This is a genomic window from Thermoplasmata archaeon (assembly GCA_036395115.1).
Lineage (GTDB): Archaea > Thermoplasmatota > Thermoplasmata > RBG-16-68-12 > RBG-16-68-12 > RBG-16-68-12.
The window spans coordinates 1-20,482 of the sequence record DASWDU010000039.1; the positions used below are offsets into that span (position 1 = coordinate 1).

Genomic DNA, 20,482 nt, shown 5'->3' on the forward strand with positions numbered 1-20,482 from the left:
TGGCTCGAAACCGGGCACCGATCAAACAAGCTTCCACTCCGGATCATGCCTGGACTGAAAGTGGTCCGACAGATCTCCCATGAATGGTGTCATGCTCGACATTCTGACAGCATGAAGCGACACCGCATGCAGATCATCTTGTGCTGCCGACGGCGCTCGGCCTCCGGGAAGCGGGCCATATGGAGGGCGAGTTCGCGATGACTTAAGAAGGCTCCGGGTTCAACATCCTTTTCCACGTGCAAGGTCCGTCGGATCAGCATCCGCGCGTCCTCCGGACACTGATCCTTTTGTGCTGACTCAACGAGGCGCCCGGCCCAGGCGCAGTCGACTCTGGGTCGGGATCCGATCCCGGCCGGGCGTTCCACCTAGGGAACGCGGCTCCTGCCTACGACGACGGCGAGCTCCCGCGGCTTTCCATCTTTGAACACGGCCTTCGGAAGACAGGCCATGGAGAACGCCGCGGCCGATATCAGAACGGAGTCCAAGCGTCGACCAAGGTCTGTCAAACGATACTCTATCCGGATCGGAGCCTGAGAGACGATCAGTCTTTCGACGATCCGGAGGCGCTGCAATTCCTTCAGCCTTCGGGAGAGAATTTTGGGCGTGATGCCCTTCACGTTCTCCTGCAGTCGGTTGAAGTGAGTCACACCAAAGAACAACTCCCTGAGGATTAGGACGGTCCAGCGCTTCCCGACGATGCGAAAGGTCGTCTCGATCGGACATGCCCTCAACTCGGCGATTCCGTAAATCCGTGCCACCATACCTTCCGTAGCCACGCCACTCCCCCGATGCCAGGTTTCCGAAAGGATAGGGAGCGTTTATCACTTTCTATTGTATACTTACTATCCATGGCCGAGACGATGACGATCCTTGTTGCGGGAGCGACAGGGCATCAGGGAGGGGCCGTGTCGCGGAGCCTCCTCAAGAGGGGGCATCGGGTGAGAGCGCTCACCCGAAATCCAACCAGGGCAAGGCCATTGGAGACGCTCGGGGCTCAAGTGGTCCAGGGGGACCTCACCGATTTTCGCAGTGTGGTAAACGCACTCCGCGAAGCCGACGGGCTTTTCGTTATGACCACCCCCTTCGAAAGAGGCCTCGACGACGAGGTGCGCCAAGGGACCACGGCTCTGGACGCGGCCAAGGAGGTTGGGGTGGGGCACGTGGTCCTCACGTCAGTGTCCGGCGCAGACCAGAATTCAGGGATTCCCCACTACGAGACGAAGGCTCGGGTCGAGGAACACTTGCACGGCATTGGGATTCCTGGGACGATCGTAAGGCCGGTCCTGTTCATGGAGACTCTCTTGTCCCCACGAATGCTCCCAGGCATCCAATCGGGGACTCTGGCGTTGCCCGTGAAGCCGGAAACCAAGGTGAGGCTGGTGGCGGTCAAGGACATCGGTGAGATCGTTGCAAGGGCCTTCGAGCGTCCCGAGAAAGGGACGGCCCGGGCCTGGGACCTTGCCGGCGATTCGAGGACCATGCCGGAGGCGGCCGCATTTCTGTCGAAAAAGCTGGAGCGACAGGTGAAATTCGTGCAGCTCCCAGAAGATCGGGCGCTCCAGGCCATGGGTGAGGGCATGTTGAAAATGTTTCACTGGTTGGATGCCCGAGGACCTAGCACCGAAGTCGCCGCGCTCGAGGAACATTGGGAGTACCGGATGACTCGACTCGAGACGTTCCTAAACGAAGCTCGCTTGCAGCTCTGAAGAGCCGCTGGCCAGCCGATTCCACCGGCCGAAATCCGCGCCGGCTAACATTAGAGGTGACATTAGATGCAGATTACCGTGTGCAATCGGCGGCGCTCGGCCTCGGGGAAGCGGGACCTGGCGGTGTGCTATCGAGCCGAGGTCCCCAAGGGTCTCGGGTTGCGAGGTTGGTCAGACCTGCCCGACCATCTCCGAGATGGACGCCTTCCCACGGTCCCGCATGCGCGTCAGAGCTCGGCACCGACGAACGCTGCGACGCCGCCCGCGAGGACGAGGATCGCATCCATCCCGTAGCCTAAGATCAACAGGAAGAATCCGATCACCGCGGTCAGGAATCCCGCCACCGCGAGGCGCCCGCGCGGGAACAGGAGCGCGGTCCCGGCCCGGTAGATCCGGAAGGCTTCCCACAGAGCCGCGAGGCCCAGGAAGACCCGCGCGAGGAACGTCCATGCCGTCAGCGACTCGACCGTGGGCGACGACCCGACGCCCGTCCCGATCGCCAGGAGGACGCGAGCGCCGCCCACGCCCGCGAGGACCGCGCCGACGATGGCGACGACGGACCGAATCGTGAATCGGCCGAACAGTTTGCGCGAGAACATACGGCCCCATCCGGCGGCGGCCCTTATGGACCTTGCGCCGGGGTGCTGCCCCTCGATGACCCGTCGGACTCGATGCGCGGTCGCGGCACCGCCCACGTTCAGCGATATCTCCGCACGTGCTCGGCCATCCTCCCCGATGGAAAGGTCCTCCGAACCCTTTATCAACCCGCGCCGCGGGCCGCCGCGTACGGCCGCGGATCTCCGACCGCCTAGAATGCCCTCGCCACGAGGGCGACGATGCCGCCGGCGAGGACGATAATCCCCGCCGTCCCTTGCCCAAGGAACACGAGGACGACCCCGACACCCGCCGTGAGGATCCCGGCGGCCGTGAGACGGGCCCGCGCGAACAGCATCGCCTTGCTGCTCCGGTAGATCCGAGACGCTCCGAGGAGGGCTACGAATCCCAGGATTACGGACAGGACGAGTTCCGCCGTCAGCGAGCCCGCGGAAGAGGCGGCCACGACGAAGACGAACAGGCCCCCTGCAACCGCCAAGAGCGCGCCCGCGAGCCCCAACATCCGACGCGTTGATTGACGACGACGGAACAAGCCACGAGCGAACAATGGGAGTCCCCGCGCGCGGCCCCCCATCTCCTTATGGCTTTATGTGGGCGCGCTTCCGGCCCCGGATGCTGCCGGCTCGGAATCAGGGCCATAAATTGAACCCACGACGAATTGACTGCGATGGCCTCCGACCGCGAGCGGATCTCGCTCAGACGCACCAATCGTCTACTCGGGAATGAGGCCGGCGAAGACCTCGGGGATTTCATCGTAGCCCATCTTGTCGAGGAACTCGCGGCGGTTCGGGAGGATGAAATCGCGATCGAGGACTGCAATGGAGCGTCCGTCGGATGTGTTTGCTTCTACCGCCACAGCGAGGGCGTTCGGGCTCCTCGGTGGCCACGGCCATCGGGCAATCAATGCAGGGCATTCGGCGGTGGGGGTGCGCGGGCAAGCCAACGTGAGGCGACGCGGCCGAGGCGGCACCCAAAGCACAATCGATGGTACGGCCCCTCGAGGGATCCGGATTCGTAGCGGGCGAACGAATCCGATCGGAAAGGCGGCTTGCCCAGACGGACGTTCACCGCGTCGTGAAGGCCCTGCATCCAATCGCTCATCCGGGGGCGACACCGCCGACAGGGCCAGCGGTCCGCGACGCCGTGAAGGACCCGCCAAAGGGCTCGACCGAATCGAATCCGCGCGGCGAGCCCGATGGAGCCCATCGCGCGCATCTCATGGAAACGCATCGACTCAGCCCCGCCGTTTGCATCGGTCGCGATCTCGTTTTCCCGCAACGGCGCTGGTAACCTGTCATGATTGATAAGGAAACCGAGCGCCGTTCGACTTTGCACGGTAGCTCCCTATCGCTCCAAGTGGGACCGCGTAGGCTCGCATCGGAACCTTTTCCCGTGCGCGTTCCCTATCCACGCGGGTGAAGCGGAAAGAGCGTCCCCCGAAAGACTCCCGACCCAAGGAAAAACGGTTCCGGCATGGAGGGCGCAAGGGCCGACGCGACCGGAATCAACGGGATCGCGCGCGAAAATGACGGCCGACGATCCATGGTTCGGTCTGACGTGGGGGTGACACGGTGCCATTCGACTACGAGTTCCGGCTGAGGATCCGCGCGCCGCGACCCACGGTCTTCGAGCGGCTCCTGCGCATCGAACATCTGTCCCGCTGGTTCTGCGGTTGGTCGCGGATCGAGCCGAAGGTCGGCGGATCCTTCAAGTTCGGCGGGGAGACGTGCATCCTCCAGCCCGAAGGGAGAGGGTGGGAGACGACGATCGAGAAGGGAGAGGTGCTCCACAGCTTCGCCTTCACCTGGCCTATCCGGGGCACCGCGACCCAGGTGTCGTATGCCTTAGACGACGACGGCTCGGAGGCGACAATCCTCATCGCGCGCCACCTCGGCGTCCCGACCCGCGAAAGCACCTGCGGGACGATGCAGGACGCGTGGCGCATGTGCCTCGGCAATCTCAAGTCGATCGCGGAGGGTCGCACGGACAGCGTCCGGCCCGACCACTCGGCTGTGTCGACTCCCGAGCTCCGTCTCTCCGCCTTGATTGAAGCCGCATCGGGGCGGGTGTTCCACGCGCTGACGGACCCTGCTGAACTCGACGGATGGACGACGGGGGGTGTGCCCATGAAAAGAGCGAGCGCCGAGCTGCGCCCGGGCGGTCGACTCGCGTTCGGACGGGGCGAGGGACCCGATCAGATCCTCGAGATCGAACCGGGGCGGCGGATCGTCCTCCGCTGGCCACGCTCCCGGGGCGACCTCCGCGTCTCGCTGGAGCTCGAGGAGAAGGCGAGCGGGACGGCAATTTACCTCGTCGTGGCCGGATACGGCGACATCGGGAACCCGCAGATTCTCGAGGACCGAGGGTTGTGGTCCGATCTATTCGTTTGCCTGAAGAACCAGGTCGAGAGTGGGCATGCGGGCTTCCTCAATGCCTACGAGGACCAGATGCGCGCCCGATGAAGGACGCCCCCGGCGAGGCTCGGCCAGTCCTTCAGGACGGACATCGCGGCGTTGTGACCCGCGGCGCCGATGAACCCCCAAGAGGATCGGCGGACGCTCTCCGGGGTCTCGCTAAAGTGGTTGGCCTGGCGTCACGCCTTCTTCCGCTCCGGTTCGAAGAACGGCCTCTCGACGACCGTGGCAGGCACCCGATGGCGCTCCCACTCGACCGACACCTCGATCTCGACCTGCGTCCCGAGGTCCGAGTACGGCGCCGCGACCGTGGCGATCGCGATGTATTTCTTCAGGATTGGCGACCAGCAGCCGCTCGTGGCCCAGCCGACTTGACGATACCCCGAGTAGAGTGGTACCTCGTCTCGCCACGGCTTCGATGGCGGCTGAGGCGGGAGCCCCATCTCCCAATAGTGCCTCTCGATCGATCTCCAATCGATGTGAAGCCCGACCGTGCGCCGGGACGGTCCGCGAGCGTTCTCCTCGAGGAGCGCCTTCCTCCCGATGAACGCCCCTTTGTCGAGCGCCACAGCCCAGTCGAGGCTCAGTTCAAAGGGCGAGTACCGCTGCGCGTCGATGATCGCCTTTCGGGACGGCTTGTATTCGACTTCGCTGAGGATGAGACCGGCCTCGATCCGGGCGACGTCCAATGCGAGCATCCCGGCGGGCGTGATGTCATGGCCTCGTCCCTTCTCCAACAGCGTATCCCAAAGCGCCTCGGCCCGCTCCCGCTCGACCCAGATCTCGTAGCCCAAGTCCCCTGTGTAACCGGTCCGGGAGATTGTGGCCGGGATTCCCGCGAACTTCGTGGTCACGAAGCGGAAGTACCGAAGCTTCTCGACGGCGCCGTCCGCGCCCTCCATGAGGATGGCCCGCGACGAGGGCCCTTGGAGGGCGAGCGCGCCGATCTCCTCGGACACATCCTCGACTTCGACGTCCAGGCCCATCCCCGCGTCTTGCAGCCATTTGAGGTTCGCTTCTGCGGCGGTCAGGCGAAACGATCCGTCGCCGAGATTCCAGAGCGTGCCGTCGTCGATGGTCTTCCCGCGCTCGTCGCACCACGGCGTATAGTAGATCTGTCCCTTCGACAGCTTCGCCGCGTCGCGCGTCACGACCTTGTTCACAAGGTGCAGGGCGCCTTTCCCGCGGATCCGATACTTGTACAGCGGCGACACGTCCAAGAGGCCGGCGGAGTGGCGGATCGCGTAGTACTCCATCTCGGGGACGAGGGAGTACGACGAGGCCGCGAGGTATCCGGCCCAGCCGCGCCAGTCCCAGCTCTCGCAAAGCGCCGACGTCCGCGAATGAAAGGGCGATCCGCGTCGCAGTGTCCGAGCCTCCGAACCGGACGCGGACCGGCGAGAAACGATTTAATCCCTCCCCCGTTACCTCGCGCACCCCAGCTGGTCCCTCGCGATCGGACACGCGTTACGCGGGCATGGAGGCCGTCGAGTGGCGCACCAGTACGACGTCATCGTGATCGGCGGAGGCCACAACGGCCTCGTCACGGCCGCCTACCTCGCGCGGGCCGGCAAGCGGGTCGTCGTTCTCGAGCGCCGCCACGTCCTGGGTGGAGCCGCCGTCACGGAAGAGGTCTTCCCCGGGTTCAAGTTCACCGTCTGCTCGTACGTCTGCAGCCTCCTCCGGCCCCAAATCATCCGGGATCTCGACCTGCCCTCGCACGGCTTCGAGGTGATCCCACAAGAGTCGAGCTTCATGCCGTTGCCGGACGGACGCTACCTGTTCTACCGAGGCGACGAACAGGACAGGTTCCAGGCGGTCGCGAAGTTCTCGCGGCGCGACGCCGAGGCGATGCCCCGCTTCGGCCGCGTGATGGCCCGGATGGCGAAATTCATCGCGCCCACGCTGACGATGACCCCGCCGGACCTCGGCTCGCTCCACCCTTCGGAGCTTCGGAAACTGTTGGCGCTCAACAAACAGGCGAAGACGCTGACGGAGGACGAGCTGTACACGTTCGCCCGACTCATGACGATGAGCGCGGCGGACTACCTCGACGAATGGTTCGAGACCGACGTCGTGAAGGCGGGGCTCTGCTCGAGTGGGATCATCGGCACGCTCCTCGGGCCGCGGTCCCCGGGAACGGCGTACGTGCTCATGCACCACTACATGGGCGAGATCGACGGGGCGTACCGCTCCTGGGGGTACGTCCGTGGCGGCATGGGAATGGTCAGCGAATCGATTGCCCGGGCGGCCCGGAGCTTCGGCGCGGAGATCCGGGTGAACGCGGACGTCCGGCGGATCCTCGTCCGCGACGGACGCGCGGTCGGCGTCGAGCTCGCGAACGGCGAGAAGATCTATGCGAGGGTGGTCGCATCGAGCGCCGACCCGAAGCGCACCTTTCTGAAATTCCTCGAACGGTCCGATTTGCCGCCCGATTTCGTCCGGGGCATCGAACACTTCAAGATCGAGGGTTCCTCGGGGAAGGTGAACCTCGCCCTCAACGAGGCGCCGAGCTTCTCGTGCCTCCCGGGAAACGGGCCGCTCCTCCAGGGGGCTATCTCGCTCGGCCCGAGCGTGGACTACATCGAGAAGGCGTACGACGACGCGAAGTACGGGGACTACTCGCACCGGCCCTACGTCGACATGTGCGTCCCTTCGACCCTCGATCCGACCCTTGCGCCTCCGGGGAAGCACATCATGTCCTGCTTCATCCAATACGCGCCGTACACGCTCCGGAACGGGAACTGGGCGGACCGTCGGGAGGAATTCGGGGAGACGGTCCTCGACACGATCGAGGAGTACGTCCCGGACATCCGAAAAATCATCCTCCATCGACAGGTGCTGAGCCCGTGGGACCTCGAGCAGATGATCGGACTCACGGGAGGGAACATCTTCCACGGCGAGCTCACGCCGAACCAACTGCTGTTCCTGCGGCCCACCGCGGGCTGGTCGCAATATCGCTGTCCGATCCGGGCGCTGTACCTCTGCGGGTCGGGAGCCCATCCCGGCGGAGGCGTGATGGGGGCGCCCGGCTACAACGCCGCCCGTGAAATCCTCCGGGATTGGGCGCTCCTCAAGGTGTGAGCGATGCTCGAGGCGTTCGACGTCGCGATCGTCGGAGGGGGCCACAACGGCCTCGTCGCGGCGGCGTACCTCGCGCGCGCCGGGCTCCGCGTGCTCGTGCTCGAACGCCGCGCGAGCCTCGGCGGCCCGGTCGCGACGGAACCAATCGCTCCGGGATTCCGTGGGCCGACGGGCGCCACGGTGTGCGGCCTGCTTCGCCCGGAAATCGTCGAGGACCTGAACCTCTTCGGACGAGGCGTCCAGTTCATCCCCGTCGATCCGGAGGTCGTCGCCCTCGGGGACGGCAAGGCGTTGCGGCTCTGGCGGGACATGCGGAAGACACAATCCGAACTCTCGAGCGTTTCCGCCAAAGATTCGGAGGCGTATCCGCGGTTCGTCGAGTTCCTATCCCAGTTCGCGGCGGCGCTCGATCCACTCATGGCCATGGCGCCCCCGAACCTCGCCGCGCCGACCCTCGGAGAGCAGGCAGGTCTCGTCCGCCGAGCGCTCCGGCTCCGAAGGCTCGGGAAGGCGGTCATGCAGCAAATGCTGCGGCTGCCTCCAATGCCGGTCCGAGACGTGCTCGACGAGTGGTTCGAGTCGGAACTCCTGAAGGCGAGCCTCTCGGTCGACGCGTTGCTCGGGACCTTCGAGGGGCCTTGGTCCCCGGGGACCGCATTCGGGCTGATCCGGCACTTCCTTCCCGGGGTCCACGGGAGCGCCTGGTCGTTCGTCCGCGGAGGGATGGGCACCCTCGCCGCGGCCCTCGGGGACGCTGCGCGGGCTGCCGGCGCGACGATCCGGACGGAATCCGAGGTGCGCCGGATCCTGAGCGGGGGAAATCGCGTGACAGGAGTGGAGCTTGCAACGGGCGAGATCATCGAGGCAAAGGTCGTCGCCTCGAACGCGGATCCGAAGCGGACCTTCCTGCGCCTCGTCGCGTCAGAGGAGCTGGGCCCGGAGTTCCTCGTCCAGGTCCGCAACTTCCAGATGAACGGGGTCGTGGCGAAGGTGAACTTCGCCCTCGACGCTGCGCCGACCCTCGCCGCATGGCCGGACGGGACCCCCGCCCACTTCCGCGTGTGCCCGTCGATGGAATACATCGAACGAGCCTACGACGATGCGAAGTACGGGAAAGTTTCCGGAAATCCGTTCCTCGACGTGTTCGTCCCGACGACCCTCGATCCGAACCTCGCTCCTCCGGGGAAACACGTCTTGTCGGCGACGGTCCAGTATGCGCCGTACGGGTTGCGGCGAGGGACCTGGGACAAGGAAGGGGAGAAGCTGGGCGATCGGGTTCAGGCTCTCCTCGACGAGGCCATCCCTGGCTTCAAGCGGCTCGTCATCGCCCGGCAAGTGCTCACGCCGGCGGACTTCGAGACGCGGTTCGCCCTGACGGAGGGCCACATCTACCACGGCGAGATGACGCTCAATCAATCGTTCGTCCTGCGGCCCGTCCCCGGCTGGTCGCGGTACCGAACGCCCATCGAGGGACTCTACCTCTGCGGTTCCGGCGCCCACCCAGGCGGCGGGATCACGGGAGCGCCCGGGCTGAATGCGTCCAGAGAAATCCTGAGAGACTGGCCGCATTTCGCGAGAGCGGCCTGATTCGGGACTCCCCCGAAGGCCGGGCAATCCTTGAAATCCGGCGGACGATTCACCGAACCGCCATGGCCGATCTCCTCGAGCCCGGAACGGAAGCCCCGGATTTCGAGGGCGTCACCCAGGATGGCCGGGAGATCCGGCTCCGCGATTTCGAGGGTCGGCCCGTCGTCCTGTACTTCTACCCCGAAGACGACACGCCCGGGTGCACACGGGAGGCGTGCGCGTTCCGCGACGACCTCGGTGCGCTCAAGGACTTCCGCGCGGAGGTGCTCGGGGTGAGCGTCCAAGACGCCGCCTCGCACCGCGCGTTTCGGGAACGGTATGGGCTCAACTTCGACCTCGTGGCGGATCCGGACAAGCGGATTGCGCGGTCGTACAACGCCCTGGGCCTGTTCGGCGTCGCGAAGCGCGTCACGTACGTCATTGGACCGACTCGGAAAATCCTGGCGGCGTACCGCCGCATCGATCCCGGGTCGCACAGCCGGGAAGCCCTCCGAGTCCTGTCCGAGGCGGTGGGGAAATGACGGCGGGGAAGGCGCGACTCCCAGAGGTCCAAATTCCGAAAGACATTCGCCTGCGGTACGATCGATTCCTCGATCACTTCAAAGGCTTCGAGGACGTACCGGCCGTCCGAGCGATCTTCGGCTCGAAGACGAAGACGGTGCTCCGGAGCCTGCGGGTAGAGTTCTTCTCCTCCAAGTGGGGGTACATGGGCGTGAGCGACGAGGACGGCCATCTGGTCGTCTCGACGCACTACCTCCGGACGGGCAAACGGCGGGACATCTACCTCGACGTGATCCACGAGCTCGTCCACGTCCGACAGTTCCGGGAGGGCAAGGAGCTGTTCCCGGAGGGCTTCGAGTACCCCAGTGCGCCCACCGAGATCGAAGCCTACCGTACGTGCGTGGCCGAAGGCCGACGGCTCGGCATGGACGATGCAGAGCTGTTCGAGTACCTGAAGGTCGAATGGATGGACGAGAAGGACGTACGAAAGCTCGCACGCAACGTTGGCGTCCGGCCGCCTCCACCCAAGCGCAACGCGACCCGAAAACGGGCTTCGGGCTGACCCATCCGACTGCGGCATCACTCGAACGACGAGAGCCTCGGCTGTTTCGTCTTCGGACGCTCGAGCTTCGTCACCCGAACGCCGAGGAGCCGGACCCGATGCGAGTTCCCGGCGAATTCGGAGAGGAGTTCCCCGCATACCCGCGCCAACACGTCCTCGTCGAGGACGTTCGACGCCAAGGTCCGTTCCCGGAGATGGGTTTGGAAGCCTTCGAACCGGATCTTGATCCCGATCGTCCGGAAGGTCGCGCCTTGAGCACGTGCCCGCAGGAAGACGTTGTGCGCCACGTCGCGCAACGTCTCTTCGACCCGGCTCCAGTCCGCGACGTCCCGCTCGAACGTCCGCTCGACGCTGATCGACTTCGGGTCCGGCCTCTCTTCGACGGGGAGTTGTTCGAGGCCGCGCGCGATGCCCCACAGCCAAACGGAGTTCTTCCCCAGAATCTTCTTGAGCTCCGTCCCTTTGGATCGAGCCAGCTCGCCGACCGTCCGGACTCCGACGCGTTCGAGCAGCTCGGCGGTCTTCGGGCCGACCCCGCTGATCTTCGTGACCGGAAGCGGATCGAGGAAGGCGGTCACCTCCTCGGGACGCACGACCTTCAGACCGTCGGGCTTCGCCAAATCCGACGCAATCTTGGCGACGGACTTGTTCGGCGCGGCGCCGATCGTGCAGGCCAGACCCTCCCGTTCGCGTACGGCCGCCTTGACGCGGAGTGCATACGCCGCCGCGTCGTCGAAGCCGCGTACCTTCGTGCTGACGTCAAGAAACGCTTCGTCGATGCTCACATGCTCGAGGACATCCGCGAAGGACCGCAGGACGTCGATGACGCTCTCCGAGACGGACCCGTAGAGATCGTAGTTCGGTCGGAGGTAGACCGCGTCCGGCGCCTTGCGCCACGCCAGGCCGATGGGCATGCCGCTCCGGATCCCGATCTCGCGGGCCTCGTAGCTGCAAGCCATCACGACGCCGCGGCCCTTGCCGCCTTTCGGATCGGCACCGACGATAACCGGCTTCCCGACGAGCTCCGGATGATCCCTCCGTTCCACGCTGACGTAGAAGGCATCCATGTCTACATGGAAGATAATCCGCGGAGACTTGAGCATCTGAATTACGACATGCACATCGGGCTAACAAGATTGCGGCGGGGCGGCGTCCTAGGGCGACTTCTCCAGGGGAACGAGCCTCCCGAGGCGCGTCTCGAACTCGGCCTCATCCCGTACCCAGTCTGTCGGGAGGCGCACGACTTTCTGGCGTCCCCTCGGCCGGCGCAGCTCGAACTCGACAACCCTCCTACCCCGGACCACCTTCAGGCGCACCCGGGCGATGTCTTGGAATGAAAGGACGGCGGGCAGACGCAGCAGGACGTCCATCAAGGACCGCGTGGGGAGGCGCACGCCGTTCGCCGCGACCTCGAGGTCGCCAATGCTTCGACTCCAGTTCAGTAGGCCGGCACCCGTCATCGCCGTAAACACGGCGAGGATTGTGAGGCTCTGTGCATCCGCGAAGAACCTGCCCTGAAGGATCTCGATGGGCAGCACCCGGACAGCGTATAGAGCTTCATACACACTCCCGAACAGAAGGAAGGCCCCCGTCCATTGAAGGGTCCGTTTTGCCCGTCGGGCCTGAGGAGAAAGAGGCCCGGCCTTCGCTATCGCCATGTCCCTTCCCATGTCCGTGCGCGGGTCAGCCGAAATCGCCGAGGCTCCTTTGACCTGCGGGAGCCAAGGCGTTCGCGGGGAACTCGTACTCCATCAAGCCCGCGAGGCGCCGGAACTCGTTCACGCTCCCTGGGCCGAAACCCGCATAGTGGTTGTTGAAGAAGACCAGGGCGCCCTTCACCGAATCCGGGGAATCCTCGAGGTCCTTGTACCAAGAGCGCATCTCCGCGGACTTGTCTTTCTGGACCTCCTTAAACTCCGTGATCTCGCGGTCCCCGACCATCCGAAGGTACACCTGGTCCGACGTCACTTCCGTCGGCGTCCGCAGGTACTGGTTCTCGGACCACACGCTCGTGATGTTCCGATCCCGGAGCAGCTTGTACACGTCCTCGCGGAACCACGACTTGTGGCGGAACTCGATCGCGTGAGGGTACTTCTCGACCTCGAGGGCCTGGATGAACGCCTGCATCACCGTCCAGTGGGAATCGAACTTGATCGACGGCGGCAGCTGCGCGACGAGGGGGCCGCACTTCTCCCGGAGTTCCTTGGCGGACGCGTAGAACCAGCCCAGCGGCTCCGTCACGTCCTTGAGCTTCTTCTCGTGCGTGATCCGCTTCGGCATCTTCATCGCGAAGAGGAAGCCGGGAGGGGTGGACTTGTACCACCCTTTCGTCATGGCAGGCCCGGGGTTGCGGTAGAACGACGAATCCACCTCGACGCAGTCGAACACGGTGCCGTAGAGCTTGAGGTAGTCCGACTTCGGCGTGCCGGGCGGGTAGAACCCGCCGAGCCAGTCGTCGTACCCCCAGCCGCTGCAGCCCACGCGGAGCTTGTCCTTGAGCGCCATGTGACCGTCCGGACCGAGGTACCCGAATAAAGCGCGGTTGGCTAAAGGCCTTGGCTCGTGCTGCGCGAGCCGCCGAGGCCCGCATGCTATCGCAATTCGGAATCAACCTCGATTCCCTCGTCGCTCGGCTTATGGACCCCAAAGGTCGTGGTCCGTAGTCCCAATGGACATCCTCCTCAGCCTCTTGATCCTGCTCGTCGGCGCGCGCTTGTCGGGCGAGTTGGCCGCGCGAGTCAAGGCCCCGGCGCTCGTCGGGGAAATCCTTGCGGGCATCATCCTGGGGCCGTCCGTCCTCGGTTTCGTTCGCCCAGACGCGGCGATCCAGGAACTCGCGAATCTCGGGATCTTCTTCATCGTCTACCTCGCGGCGTTGGAGCTGACCCTCGCGGACATCCGACGATCCATCCGGGATAGCGGTATCTTCATCGCGATCGGTGCGTTCACGATCCCCGCGCTGGCGGGCACCGCACTCGGCGGCGCAATCGGGCTGCCCCCCAGCTCCGCGATGTTCCTGGGCATTGCGCTCGCTTTCACCGCCCTGCCCGTCCTGGCCCGGATCCTCTCCGATTTGGAGTTGTTGCACACGCCCCTCGGTCGCAGCCTGCTGTCGGCGGGGCTGCTCTGCGACGTGGCGGGACTCGCTTCGATTGGCCTCCTCGTGAACCTGAACGGCCCGCTTGGCCTGGACGTGTGGGCCGCTGCGGTCCTCTTGCTGAAGTTCGGCGTGTTCTTTGCGGCGATGATGAGCGTGGACATGATCTTCCGCTACCGCCACGGAGCCCTCGGCGCGTGGATCCTGCGTTCGTCGAGACACCTCCTCACGAAGGAATCCGCGTTCGCCCTGCCTTTCCTGGTCGCTTTGGGATTCGCGTTCCTGGCGGACGCCCTGGGCCTGCACTTCATCGTCGGGGCCTTCTTCGGAACCCTCCTCGTCGCGGAGCACGTGATCGCCGATCGCGACGTCAAGGCGGTCCGGTCCGCCACCTCGGCAGTCACGATGGGGGTATTCGGACCCGTGTTCTTCGCCTTCATCGGCCTGACGTTTCAGGTCGGGAGCCTCGGTAACCTCGGCCTCGTCGGCGCGGTCCTTGGCGTCGCGGCCGCGAGCAAGTTCGTCGGAGGGTATGTCGGGGCCGCGTGGTCCCACATGTCGCGCCGCGATCGCGTCGCGGCGGGAATCGGCATGAACGGCCGTGGGGCGATGGAACTCGTCGTCGCGACGCTCGGCCTCGAGCTGGGACTCATCGATGGAACCCTGTTTTCGATCCTCGTCCTGACGGGCGTGGTCACAACGTTGATGACGCCGTTTGGGCTCCGGTTCATCCTGCGCCGCACGAAGTCCGCGGATTTGAGTCCTGCGCATCCCCCCGCGCCAGGGGACGCGGGCGGGCTCAACGGCGGTACGTGAATGAAGCGACTCGCGGTCATCGGATGGCGCTGACAGTTGCCGGCCTCGCGCTCGCATTCGGATTTTGGCCTCTCACATCGGTCAGCGGCGCCGACCTCCTTGCGTCGAGGAACGCCAGCGCTCAATGTGCCGGCTACTCGCCGGGGCGCGAATCACCATCCGCGAGCGCGTCCTCGACGTCCAAGTCTTCCCTTTCTTCGGGACCGCGTTCACGTCGCTCGAGCTGGAGGACGGGAGCGCGCAGCAGACCGCCCTCGTCTCCGTGCGGGGGAACGCGACCGGGGGTCAGGGCCGGGGACACCGTCTCCGCGGCCGCCGTGTTGCAGGTCGTCCAGAGCGTCTCCTTCTACTGCTGGGAGGTCGCGACCCCCGCCGACGTACACCAAGCGTGGCCCATCGATGCGGTCTTCTTCGGAACGATGACCGTCGGCGTCGCGATCCTGGCGTACGCCGCCCTCCGGAAGCCGTAGGCCACCGGAAGGCTGAAATCGACTCCGGGGCATCGGCACGCGGATGTCGGAGCTCGGCGAGCGCGGCGCCCGTCGCATCGAATGGGCTCGCGACCACATGCCCGTGCTCGCGGCGATCCGGGACGAGCTGAAACGAGAGAAGACCCTTCGAGGCCTCCGCATCGGAATGGCGTTGCACGTCGAGGCGAAGACGGGCGTCCTCGCCCTGTCGCTCCGGGAATCCGGCGCGACCGTCCGGCTCGCGTCGTGCAATCCCCTGTCGACGGACGACAGCGTTGCGACGGCTCTGGAGGAGGTCCACGGCCTCGAGGTGTACGCCCGCAAGTGGCAGTCCACCGAGGAATACTACGAGAACCTGCACAAGGTCCTCGACCTCAAGCCCGATCTCGTGATCGACGACGGGGCGGACCTCGTTTTCCTCCTTCACACCAAGAGGACGGAGCTGTTGCCCGGCGTCCGCGGAGGGAACGAGGAGACCACCACGGGCGTGATTCGCCTCCGCGCCATGGAGCGGGACGGCGCCCTGCGGTTCCCGATCATCGACGTCAACGACGCGCAGATGAAGCATCTGTTCGACAACCGCTACGGGACCGGCCAGAGCACGATCGACGGCCTGATGACCGCGACGAATCTCGTAATCGCCGGCAAGACGTTCGTCGTCGCGGGATACGGGTGGACGGGCCGTGGGATCGCGATGCGCGCCCACGGCCTCGGCGCCCACGTCGTCGTGACGGAAGTCGACCCGGTCAAGGCGCTCGAAGCCTCGATGGACGGATTCGAGGTCCTGCCGATGCGGGCCGCCGCGAAGGTGGCCGATTTCATCGTCACCGCGACCGGATGCAAGGACATCGTCACGGCGGCGCATTTCCCCGGGCTGAAAGACGGCGTCGTCCTCGCGAATTCGGGCCACTTCGACAACGAAATTTCGAAGGCGGACCTCGAGCGGCTCTCGAAGGGGGAGCGACGCGTTCGCGAATTCGTCGACGAGTACAGACTTCCGGGCGGGAAGCGCGTCTACCTCCTGGCGGAAGGCAGGCTCGTGAACATCGCGGCCGGGCAGGGCCATCCCGTTGAGATCATGGACATGAGTTTCGCCATCCAGGCCGGCGCGGCCGGGTATCTCGCGCAGCACGCCTCGAGCCTGAAGCCGCGTGTCTACGCCGTCCCCGCCGACCTCGACCTCAAAGTCGCTCGCTTGAAGCTCCGCAGTTCAGGAATCCGAATCGATCGGCTCACGAAGGAGCAACGCGCCTACCTCGATTCGTGGCGCGAAGGGACCTGATGAACCGTCGCGCGGCGGGAGGGACGCAAACTGCGGGCGAAACGAGCGGTCCTCAGCGACTTCGACGGCACGATCACCCGCACCGACGTCGCCGAGGCGATCTTGGCCGAGTTCGCGCCACCCGCATGGTGGGAGATCGAGGAACTCCACCGCGCCCGCCAGATCGGAACGCGGGAGACGATGGCGCGGCAGTTCGCGCTGCTCCACACGAAACAGGACGACCTCCTGCGTTTCATCGACGCCCACGTCGAGATCGATGAGACGTTCCTCGACTTCGTCCGTTTCTGTGAAGCCGGCGGGATTCTCGTCGAAATCGTGAGTGAGGGCCTTGACTTCTATGTGCGCCATGTCCTGCGGAAGTGGGACATCCGCCTGCCCGTCCGGACCAACCGGGCGGTCTTCGAGGGCGGGATTGTGCGGATCGAGTATCCGTGGGCCGATCCGACGTGCACCCTATGCGGTACGTGCAAGCTGCTGCGCCTCTTCGAACTTCGGGCCGAAGGGTACCGGACGGCCTACGTCGGAGACGGACATTCGGACCTGTGCCCCGCCCTCGAGGCCGATCTCGTTTTCGCCAAGGAGGAGTTGGCCCGCCTGTGCGACGAAGAAGAAATCCCGTACCACCGCTTCGAGCGCTTCGCGGACGTGCAACGGGGCTTGGCGGCGTTCGCATGAGGAACTTCCTCGGTGCGTTCGGCCACGTCGCGATGGACTACATCGTCAGCGTGCGCCGCCTCCCACGGCCGAACACGTCGATCGAGATCGTGGATCGGAACCGATATTTCGGCGGCACCGCCGGGAATCTCGCGAGGTCGGCCGCCCGGCTCGGCGTCAAGACGAGCCTGGCCTCGTTCGTCGGAACCGACTTCCCGGCGGACTATCGTTCCGCCCTGGCCGCGGAGGGCGTCGACCTCACGGACCTCCGCGCGCTCCCGCGGGCGAGCACCCCGACCGCCTGGATCTTCTCGGATCCGAACGGAAACCAAATGGCGATCATCGATCAAGGGCCGATGAAAGAGGCCGTGCGACTCCCAGTCCTCCGGCACTCCGTGAAAGACGTCGATCTGGTCCATCTGGGCACGGGCCGCCCACAGTACTATCTGCGAATCGCGAAACTCGCGGAGGACCTCGGCCGATCGATTGCGTTCGACCCGTCGCAAGAAATCCACTACGTGTACACGGCCCATCAGTTCCGCGAGCTCATCCGCCGCTCCACGTATTTCTTCGGGAACGAAGCGGAGATCGCCCGTGCGAAGCGTTTCGTGCGCGTCACCTCGACCGCCGGCCTGGCACGGTTCGCGCCCGTCGTCGTCGTCACGATGGGCTCGAGGGGGAGCACCGTGTACACGCGCGAAGAACGGATCCGAATCCCACGAGTCCCACCGCGCCGGCTCGTCGACGTGACCGGCGCGGGCGATGCATACCGGGCGGGATTCTACGCGGGACTTTCGCGGGGATACGACGTGCGGCACTGCGGCATCCTCGGCTCTGCGGTCGCGAGCTACGCCGTCGAAGCGAAGGGGACGCAGACGAACTTGCCCACGTGGTCGCAGGCACTGAGCCGGGCGGAGCGACACACGTCGTTCTAATGGAGAGACAAGAGGACGTGAATCGCTTTGCCAAGGTACGAAAGGGTTATATTGCGTCAGAAGGTTCCGGGCGAGGTGACCAGGGATGGCCATCGGGTTCGTGCTCATTAGCACCGCTCCCGCTAAGGAGCACGAGGTGTACAACGAGCTCCTCAAGGTCAAGGAAATCGTGGAACTCCATCCCCTGTTCGGGGAGTACGACCTCATCGCAAAGATCGAAGCGGAGGACTTCAATGTCCTCGGTCAGGTCGTCGTCGACAAGATCCGATCCATCGCGGGCGTCATCGACACGAAGACCTTAACGGGAATCAAGTTCTGAGGGAGCCACATGAGCGTTTTTGCCGCGTTTGAACCGTGGACATTCGTGACCATCCTCCTGCTTACGTTCAGCCTCTTCCTCGTCATCACGGGCGCCTTCACGGCGTACTTCGGAAGCGGCAAGAGCCGGAAGATCGGGGTCGGGCTCCTTGTGGGTGGTCTGATCGTGGGAATCTTGTGGGCTTGGTACACGGGACCGTACAGCGCGGGCGTGGATCTCGTCGGAATCATCGTCCAATCCATCGGCGTGATCCTCGCAGCCATCATCGGAGCCGCCGCCGCGATCGGTCTTTTCCTCCTCGCGATCATGAAGAGTTAGGGCACGGATAGCGCCCCCCACGCGTCGCGCGCCTGCGGTGAGAAGCCTTTATTTCCCGAGCCCTCTTTGTCCTACGCGATGGCCGTCGAAGTGCTCGTCGTTCTGGGTTCCAAGACGGACGCCGAGGTCGGGAAGAAAGCCGCTTCGATGCTCGACGAATTCGGAGTCGGGTATGAAATCGTCGTCGCGTCCGCCCACCGGACTCCGGACCTGCTCCGCGACCTCATCCGGAACACGACCGCCAAGGTCTTCATCGCGGTGGCGGGCCTTTCGGCGGCGCTCCCCGGCACGATCGCATCGCACACGACGAAACCGGTCATCGGTGTGCCCGTTAGCGGGAAGCTGAACCTCGACGCGGTCCTGAGCGTCTCCCAGATGCCCCCGGGCGTGCCCGTCGCCGCGGTCGGCCTGGATCGAGGGGAGAACGCGGCGATCCTCGCGGTCGAGATCCTCGCGGTGAAGGACGAGCGGCTCGCGGAGAAGCTCCAGGAGCATCGCGAGGCGCTAAAGAAATGGGTCCTCGAGGACTCGCGGACGCTGGGAGAATGAAGTTCGATGCCGACGCGTTCATCCGCGAGCAGGTCGAGCTCATCCGGAACGCCGTGCCTGGCCGAGCGATCATCGCCTGCTCCGGAGGCGTCGACAGCACGACGGCCGCGGTCCTGGCGGGCCGGGCACTCGGAGACCGCCTCCTCGGCGTCTACGTCGACACGGGCCTCATGCGGAAAGCCGAGACCGAAGACGTCGAGCACACGCTCCAGACCCTGGGGGTAAATCACCGCATCCTCCGTGCCGCCGACGAATTCTTCGCGGCGCTCCGCGGCGTGACGGATCCGGAGAAGAAACGGACGATCATCGGTCGGAAGTTCATCGAGCTGTTCGAACACGAGGCGAAGACGTTCGGCGCGGATCACTTAGTCCAAGGCACCATCGCCCCGGACTGGATCGAGAGCGGCGGACAGCTGCGGGACCGCATCAAAACGCACCACAACGTCGCCGGCCTCCCGGCGGAAATGAAGCTGAAGCTCATCGAGCCGTTGCGGGACTTGTACAAGGACGAAGTCCGAGCGGTCGCCCGCGCGCTCGGGGTCCGCGTCGCCGAACGCCAGCCGTTTCCGGGACCCGCCCTCGCGGTGCGAGTCATTGGCGAAGTGACGCCGGAGCGGGTGGCGCTCGTCCGGGAGGCCTCGGCGATCGTGGAGGACGAAATCCAGGCGGCCGCGTCACGGGGGCTCATGCCGGTGCCCTGGCAGTACTTCGCGGTCCTCGTGCCCGTGCAGACCGTCGGCGTCCATGGCGACCTCCGCGTCTACGGACACACCGTCGCGGTGCGAGCGGTCGAATCGATCGATGGCATGAGCGCGACGTATTCGAAGATCCCCCACGATGTGCTCGACCGAATCTCGACCCGCATCACGAACGAGGTCGGCGGGATCAACCGCGTCGTGTACGACGTCTCGAATAAGCCTCCGGCCACGATCGAGTGGGAGTAGACGTAGGATCGATGGAAACCTTTTTGTCGCCGGGTCCTTTCGTTGTCCCATGCGCGTTTTCGTCGTCGACAACGGAGGGCAGTGGACCCACCGCGAATGGCGGGTCCTGAAGTACCTCGGGGTCGAGACGAAGATCGTCCCGAACGACACGCCCGTCGGCGGCCTCCAGGATCTCGACGGGCTCGTCCTGTCCGGAGGCGCGCCGCGCGTCGGCGTCGATCCCTCCAAGATGGGGCGCAACGGGGAGTACCTCGACGCGTTCGGGGGGCCGATCCTCGGCATCTGCGCGGGACACCAGTTCATGGCGAAGCATTTCGGCGGGGAGGCGGCCCCCGCCAAGGTGCCGGAGTTCGGGAAGTCCCTCCTGAACGTCCGCGAGCCCGACGTCCTGTTCGAAGGCCTGCCGGACCGCTTCGAGGTCTGGGAGTCGCACAACGACGAGGTGACGGTCCTGCCGCCCGGCTTCATCGGCCTCGCGAGCTCTCCGAACTGTTCGGTCCAGGCGATGCGGCATCGGTCGGAACCCATCTTCGGCCTGCAGTTCCACCCGGAAGTGGAACACACCCAATTTGGCGGGGAGATTTTCCGGAACTTCCTGAAGGTCTGTGAGAATCCCCGCTGAGAGCGGG

24 protein-coding genes are annotated in these 20,482 nt (G+C 65.2%); 16 read left to right on the forward strand and 8 right to left on the reverse strand.

The genetic code is table 11. From position 1 onward, the window contains the following. Positions 1-365 precede the first annotated feature (365 nt). Positions 366-776: a helix-turn-helix domain-containing protein gene (locus VF992_09640; GenBank protein HEX9341408.1), complete on the reverse strand. Its 411-nt coding sequence runs from the start codon at positions 774-776 to the stop codon at positions 366-368. A 72-nt stretch (positions 777-848) separates the two neighbouring features. On the opposite strand from VF992_09640, the gene VF992_09645 reads away from it, so the two are divergent. Beyond that, the gene (locus VF992_09645) at positions 849-1,706 is read left to right on the forward strand and encodes an NmrA/HSCARG family protein (protein HEX9341409.1); all 858 of its coding nucleotides are present in this window, start codon (positions 849-851) and stop codon (positions 1,704-1,706) included. Positions 1,707-1,933: 227 nt separating this feature from the next. On the opposite strand, the gene VF992_09650 is transcribed toward VF992_09645, so the two are convergent. From VF992_09650 to VF992_09660, 3 genes are all read right to left on the reverse strand, one after another. Next, the gene (locus VF992_09650; protein ID HEX9341410.1) at positions 1,934-2,305 is read right to left on the reverse strand and encodes a hypothetical protein; all 372 of its coding nucleotides are present in this window, start codon (positions 2,303-2,305) and stop codon (positions 1,934-1,936) included. A gap of 209 nt (positions 2,306-2,514) precedes the next feature. Further along, on the reverse strand, positions 2,515-2,823 hold the full coding sequence (locus VF992_09655; GenBank protein ID HEX9341411.1) for a hypothetical protein: 309 nt from the start codon (positions 2,821-2,823) through the stop codon (positions 2,515-2,517). 210 nt (positions 2,824-3,033) lie between these two features. Continuing rightward, positions 3,034-3,177, reverse strand: a complete 144-nt coding sequence (locus VF992_09660; protein HEX9341412.1) for a hypothetical protein — start codon at positions 3,175-3,177, stop codon at positions 3,034-3,036. Between the two features lie 715 nt (positions 3,178-3,892). Here VF992_09660 and VF992_09665 point away from each other — a divergent pair. Continuing rightward, positions 3,893-4,783 carry an SRPBCC family protein gene (locus tag VF992_09665; protein ID HEX9341413.1) on the forward strand — a complete coding sequence of 297 codons (891 nt, stop codon included), beginning with the start codon at positions 3,893-3,895 and terminating at the stop codon, positions 4,781-4,783. Between the two features lie 131 nt (positions 4,784-4,914). On the opposite strand, the gene VF992_09670 is transcribed toward VF992_09665, so the two are convergent. Next, on the reverse strand, positions 4,915-6,144 hold the full coding sequence (locus VF992_09670; protein HEX9341414.1) for an aminomethyltransferase family protein: 1,230 nt from the start codon (positions 6,142-6,144) through the stop codon (positions 4,915-4,917). A gap of 82 nt (positions 6,145-6,226) precedes the next feature. Here VF992_09670 and VF992_09675 point away from each other — a divergent pair, with 82 nt between their 5' ends. From VF992_09675 to VF992_09690, 4 genes are all read left to right on the forward strand, one after another. Beyond that, on the forward strand, positions 6,227-7,819 hold the full coding sequence (locus VF992_09675) for an NAD(P)/FAD-dependent oxidoreductase (GenBank protein HEX9341415.1): 1,593 nt from the start codon (positions 6,227-6,229) through the stop codon (positions 7,817-7,819). A 3-nt stretch (positions 7,820-7,822) separates the two neighbouring features. Then, positions 7,823-9,406, forward strand: a complete 1,584-nt coding sequence (locus tag VF992_09680; protein ID HEX9341416.1) for an NAD(P)/FAD-dependent oxidoreductase — start codon at positions 7,823-7,825, stop codon at positions 9,404-9,406. Between the two features lie 62 nt (positions 9,407-9,468). Further along, the gene (locus VF992_09685) at positions 9,469-9,927 is read left to right on the forward strand and encodes a peroxiredoxin (protein HEX9341417.1); all 459 of its coding nucleotides are present in this window, start codon (positions 9,469-9,471) and stop codon (positions 9,925-9,927) included. Next, entirely contained in the window at positions 9,924-10,469 is a 546-nt protein-coding gene (locus tag VF992_09690) for a hypothetical protein (protein HEX9341418.1), read from the forward strand. The genes VF992_09685 and VF992_09690 overlap by 4 nt, the downstream gene beginning before the upstream one ends. A 17-nt stretch (positions 10,470-10,486) precedes the next feature. On the opposite strand, the gene dinB is transcribed toward VF992_09690, so the two are convergent. From dinB to VF992_09705, 3 genes are all read right to left on the reverse strand, one after another. After that, positions 10,487-11,572 (reverse strand): DNA polymerase IV, encoded by a 1,086-nt coding sequence (dinB, locus tag VF992_09695; GenBank protein HEX9341419.1) that lies wholly within the window; start codon positions 11,570-11,572, stop codon positions 10,487-10,489. Positions 11,573-11,623: 51 nt separating this feature from the next. Beyond that, complete coding sequence (locus tag VF992_09700; protein HEX9341420.1) at positions 11,624-12,007, reverse strand: hypothetical protein; 384 nt, start codon at positions 12,005-12,007, stop codon at positions 11,624-11,626. A 145-nt stretch (positions 12,008-12,152) separates the two neighbouring features. Further along, a complete protein-coding gene (locus tag VF992_09705; GenBank protein HEX9341421.1) occupies positions 12,153-12,974 on the reverse strand; it encodes a DUF72 domain-containing protein in 822 nt (273 codons plus the stop codon). Positions 12,975-13,137: 163 nt separating this feature from the next. Between VF992_09705 and VF992_09710 the strand changes: the two genes are divergently transcribed. From VF992_09710 to VF992_09755, 10 genes are all read left to right on the forward strand, one after another. Then, positions 13,138-14,382 (forward strand): cation:proton antiporter, encoded by a 1,245-nt coding sequence (locus VF992_09710; GenBank protein HEX9341422.1) that lies wholly within the window; start codon positions 13,138-13,140, stop codon positions 14,380-14,382. A gap of 317 nt (positions 14,383-14,699) precedes the next feature. After that, positions 14,700-14,852: a hypothetical protein gene (locus tag VF992_09715; GenBank protein ID HEX9341423.1), complete on the forward strand. Its 153-nt coding sequence runs from the start codon at positions 14,700-14,702 to the stop codon at positions 14,850-14,852. Between the two features lie 43 nt (positions 14,853-14,895). After that, positions 14,896-16,134, forward strand: a complete 1,239-nt coding sequence (locus VF992_09720; GenBank protein HEX9341424.1) for an adenosylhomocysteinase — start codon at positions 14,896-14,898, stop codon at positions 16,132-16,134. Positions 16,135-16,164: 30 nt separating this feature from the next. Next, positions 16,165-16,809 (forward strand): MtnX-like HAD-IB family phosphatase, encoded by a 645-nt coding sequence (locus tag VF992_09725; protein HEX9341425.1) that lies wholly within the window; start codon positions 16,165-16,167, stop codon positions 16,807-16,809. Beyond that, complete coding sequence (locus VF992_09730; GenBank protein HEX9341426.1) at positions 16,806-17,723, forward strand: carbohydrate kinase family protein; 918 nt, start codon at positions 16,806-16,808, stop codon at positions 17,721-17,723. Before VF992_09725 ends, VF992_09730 begins: the two co-directional genes overlap by 4 nt. An 85-nt stretch (positions 17,724-17,808) precedes the next feature. Next, entirely contained in the window at positions 17,809-18,042 is a 234-nt protein-coding gene (locus VF992_09735; GenBank protein HEX9341427.1) for an Lrp/AsnC ligand binding domain-containing protein, read from the forward strand. Between the two features lie 45 nt (positions 18,043-18,087). Next, positions 18,088-18,360 carry a hypothetical protein gene (locus VF992_09740; protein HEX9341428.1) on the forward strand — a complete coding sequence of 91 codons (273 nt, stop codon included), beginning with the start codon at positions 18,088-18,090 and terminating at the stop codon, positions 18,358-18,360. A gap of 78 nt (positions 18,361-18,438) precedes the next feature. Further along, positions 18,439-18,909: a 5-(carboxyamino)imidazole ribonucleotide mutase gene (purE, locus tag VF992_09745; GenBank protein HEX9341429.1), complete on the forward strand. Its 471-nt coding sequence runs from the start codon at positions 18,439-18,441 to the stop codon at positions 18,907-18,909. Then, positions 18,906-19,853 (forward strand): glutamine-hydrolyzing GMP synthase, encoded by a 948-nt coding sequence (guaA, locus tag VF992_09750; protein HEX9341430.1) that lies wholly within the window; start codon positions 18,906-18,908, stop codon positions 19,851-19,853. The genes purE and guaA overlap by 4 nt, the downstream gene beginning before the upstream one ends. A 49-nt stretch (positions 19,854-19,902) precedes the next feature. Then, complete coding sequence (locus VF992_09755) at positions 19,903-20,475, forward strand: GMP synthase subunit A (GenBank protein HEX9341431.1); 573 nt, start codon at positions 19,903-19,905, stop codon at positions 20,473-20,475. The last annotated feature ends 7 nt before the right edge of the window (positions 20,476-20,482 follow it).